This is a genomic window from Micromonospora sp. KC723, assembly GCF_004348595.1.
GTDB lineage: Bacteria > Actinomycetota > Actinomycetes > Mycobacteriales > Micromonosporaceae > Micromonospora.
Genome location: NZ_SMKD01000255.1, coordinates 1 through 2,825, shown reverse-complemented (window position 1 = coordinate 2,825; position 2,825 = coordinate 1). Strand labels below are relative to the sequence as shown.

The 2,825-nt window shown below is 72.4% G+C and carries 1 protein-coding gene and 3 pseudogenes; all 4 read left to right on the top strand.

Annotation, left to right across the window (positions count from 1 at the left end):
* Positions 1 to 305 precede the first annotated feature (305 nt).
* Positions 306 to 1,007, top strand: a complete 702-nt coding sequence (locus tag E1165_RS28375) for a response regulator transcription factor (RefSeq protein WP_132184922.1) — start codon at positions 306 to 308, stop codon at positions 1,005 to 1,007.
* A pseudogene (locus tag E1165_RS30875) lies at positions 1,004 to 1,172 on the top strand (two-component sensor histidine kinase); the annotation flags it as partial. The gene E1165_RS28375 and the pseudogene E1165_RS30875, both read left to right, overlap by 4 nt.
* Positions 1,173 to 1,363: 191 nt before the next feature.
* Positions 1,364 to 2,557: pseudogene (locus E1165_RS28370) on the top strand (sensor histidine kinase); the annotation flags it as partial.
* Between the two features lie 62 nt (positions 2,558 to 2,619).
* Positions 2,620 to 2,825, top strand: a pseudogene (locus E1165_RS29315) (peptidase S1); the annotation flags it as partial.

Sequence of the window (2,825 nt, the reverse complement as noted above, 5' to 3'; positions counted from 1 at the left end):
TCTGGTGGTGATCAGTTCGCTCACCACGTACTTCCTGCGCGACTACCTCATCGGGCAGGTCGACGGGGAGTTGCAGGCGACCAGCGTCCAGGTGGGCCGAGTTCGACCAGCGGCTGGCCGCCTTCACCGTCGAGGTGGGCGGGCTGGTCCGCGCCGGCCGGCTGTCGGAGAGCCAGCTCCGCACCGCGATCCGGGTCCTCGACGGCGCGCTGGACGGGCTCCGCCGGCTGCTGCGCTGAGCAACTCACAGGCTCCTTTCAGCCGGCGTCCAGCACCGGCGCAGTCACGTCATAGATGATGCGGGCATGGCCGCTACCCAGACCGAGGCGCGACTGCTCGTCGTCGAGGACGACCCCAACATCCTCGAGCTGCTCTCCGCCAGCCTGCGCTTCGCCGGGTTCGACGTGGCGACCGCCACCAGCGGCAGCGCGGCGCTGAGCACCGCCAAGGAGCATCGCCCCGATCTGGTGGTCCTCGACGTGATGCTGCCCGACCTCGACGGCTTCGAGGTCATCCGGATGCTCCGCGAGGGCGGCACGCGGACCCCGGTGGTCTTCCTGACCGCCCGCGACGCCACCGACGACAAGATCCGGGGCCTCACCCTCGGCGGCGACGACTACGTCACCAAGCCGTTCAGCCTGGAGGAGCTCACCGCCCGGATCCGGGCGGTGCTGCGGCGCACCGCCACCGGCGAACACGCCCCGTCCCGGCTCACCTTCGCCGACCTCGAACTGGACGAGGAAACCCACGAGGTGCACCGCGCCGGCCAGCGGGTGCAGCTGTCGCCGACCGAGTTCAAGCTGCTGCGCTACCTCATGCTCAACGCCAACCGGGTGCTGTCCAAGGCGCAGATCCTCGACCACGTCTGGAACTACGACTTCCGCGGCGACGACAACATCGTCGAGTCCTACATCTCCTACCTGCGCCGCAAGGTGGACAACACCCAGCCCCGCCTGATCCACACCCTGCGCGGGGTGGGCTACGTGCTGCGCAAGCCGGCGGCGTGAATCTCCTCGACGAGGCGAAGGGCCGGCTGCGGGGCGTACCGCTGCGGGTCAAGCTGGTCGCGGCGGTGCTGGCGCTGGTCGCCGCCGCGCTGGTGGTGATCAGTTCGCTCACCACGTACTTCCTGCGCGACTACCTCATCGGGCAGGTCGACGGGGAGTTGCAGGCGACCAGCGTCCAGGTGGGCCGGGTGCTGCCCGCCCTGGAGGCCAGGCTCGCCACCACCGCGCTACCCACCGACTACGTGGTGGCGCTCGCCGACGAGAACAACGCCAAAATCGTCGGGTACGACCACAGCCTGGCCCTGGACGACCTGCCCAAGATGCCGGGCAACCTGGCAGGATACGCGGACGCCGTGGGGAATCCGTTCACCGTCCGCTCCGAGGACGGCCGGGACCGGTGGCGGATGCTCTACCGGGAACTGCCCGACGGCAGGGTGCTCGCGGTCGGCCAGCACCTCACCGACGTCGACCTGGCGGTCAAGCGACTGGTCTGGATAGACCTCCTGGTCGGCTGGGCGGTGCTGATCCTGCTCGCCTCCATCGGCGCGGCGATCGTCCGGACCAGCCTGAAACCGCTGATGGAGATCGAACGGACCGCCGCCGCGATCGCCGGCGGCGACCTCAGCCGCCGGGTGCCCGACCCCGAGGAGGGGCAGCCCTGCGCCACCTCCGAGCTGGGCCGGCTCTCCCGGGCGTTCAACGCGATGCTGGCACAGATCGAGGCCGCCTTCACCGCGCGGGCCGCCTCCGAGGCGGCAGCCCGCGCGGCCGAGGCCGGGGCGCGCGACGCCGCGCAGGCCGCGCAGACCTCCGAGGCCCGGGCCCGGCGCTCCGAGGAGCGGATGCGGCAGTTCGTCGCGGACGCCTCCCACGAGCTGCGTACCCCGCTGACCACCATCCGCGGGTTCGCCGAGCTGTACCGGCACGGTGCGGCACGGGAGCCGCAACAGACCGCCGACCTGCTGCGCCGGATCGAGGACGAGGCGGCCCGGATGGGGCTGCTCGTGGAGGACCTGCTGCTGCTCGCCCGGCTGGACCGGGAGCGTCCACTCGCGCTGGCCCCGGTGGAACTGCCGGTGCTCGCCTCCGACGCCGTGCAGGCGGCCCGGGTGGTCGCCCCGGACCGCCGGATCGAGCTGGAGATCGCGCCCGGCTCCGGACCGCTGGTCGTGCAGGGGGACGACGCCCGGCTGCGCCAGATCATCGGCAACCTGATGACCAACGCGCTCACCCACACCCCACCCGAGGCCGCGGTGGCGTTGCGGCTGCGTACCGAACCGGGGAACCTGGCCGTGGTGGAGGTCGCCGACACCGGTCCCGGCCTCACCCCCGAGCAGGCCGAGCGGGTCTTCGAACGCTTCTACCGGGCCGACGCTGCCCGCACCCGCCGGGCGGGCGGGATCACCAGCACCGGCCTGGGGCTGGCCATCGTCGCCGCGTTGGTGGCCGCCCACCACGGCACGGTCGAGGTGACCGACACGCCCGGCGGCGGGGCGACGTTCCGGGTGCGGCTGCCCCTGTTGCCGGCGACCGACGGCGAGCCGGAGTGACTGTCAGACAACTTCCAGGTGGGTTCCAGGCTGGTGACAGTGCGAAGGGAGAAGGTGGAGTCATGAACGAGTTCGACACCGACCCGCAGCGGCGGCCGGCCGCCCTCGACGCCGAGCCGTCGCCCCACACCGCAGAGCTGCCCCGCGCCGAGCGCGGGCAGTCGGACTCGACCGAGACCTCCCCGGCCGACCGTCCCGCCGGCGCCGCGGGGGAGCCGGCGGGCATCCCGTCGCAGAGTCCTGCCCACCCGCCCGCGCAGACCTCGGC

Coding starts and splice junctions, on each gene's coding strand:
- E1165_RS28375 (WP_132184922.1), top strand. CDS start 306: ATGGCCGCTACCCAGACCGAGGCGCGACTGCTCGTCGTCGAGGACGAC.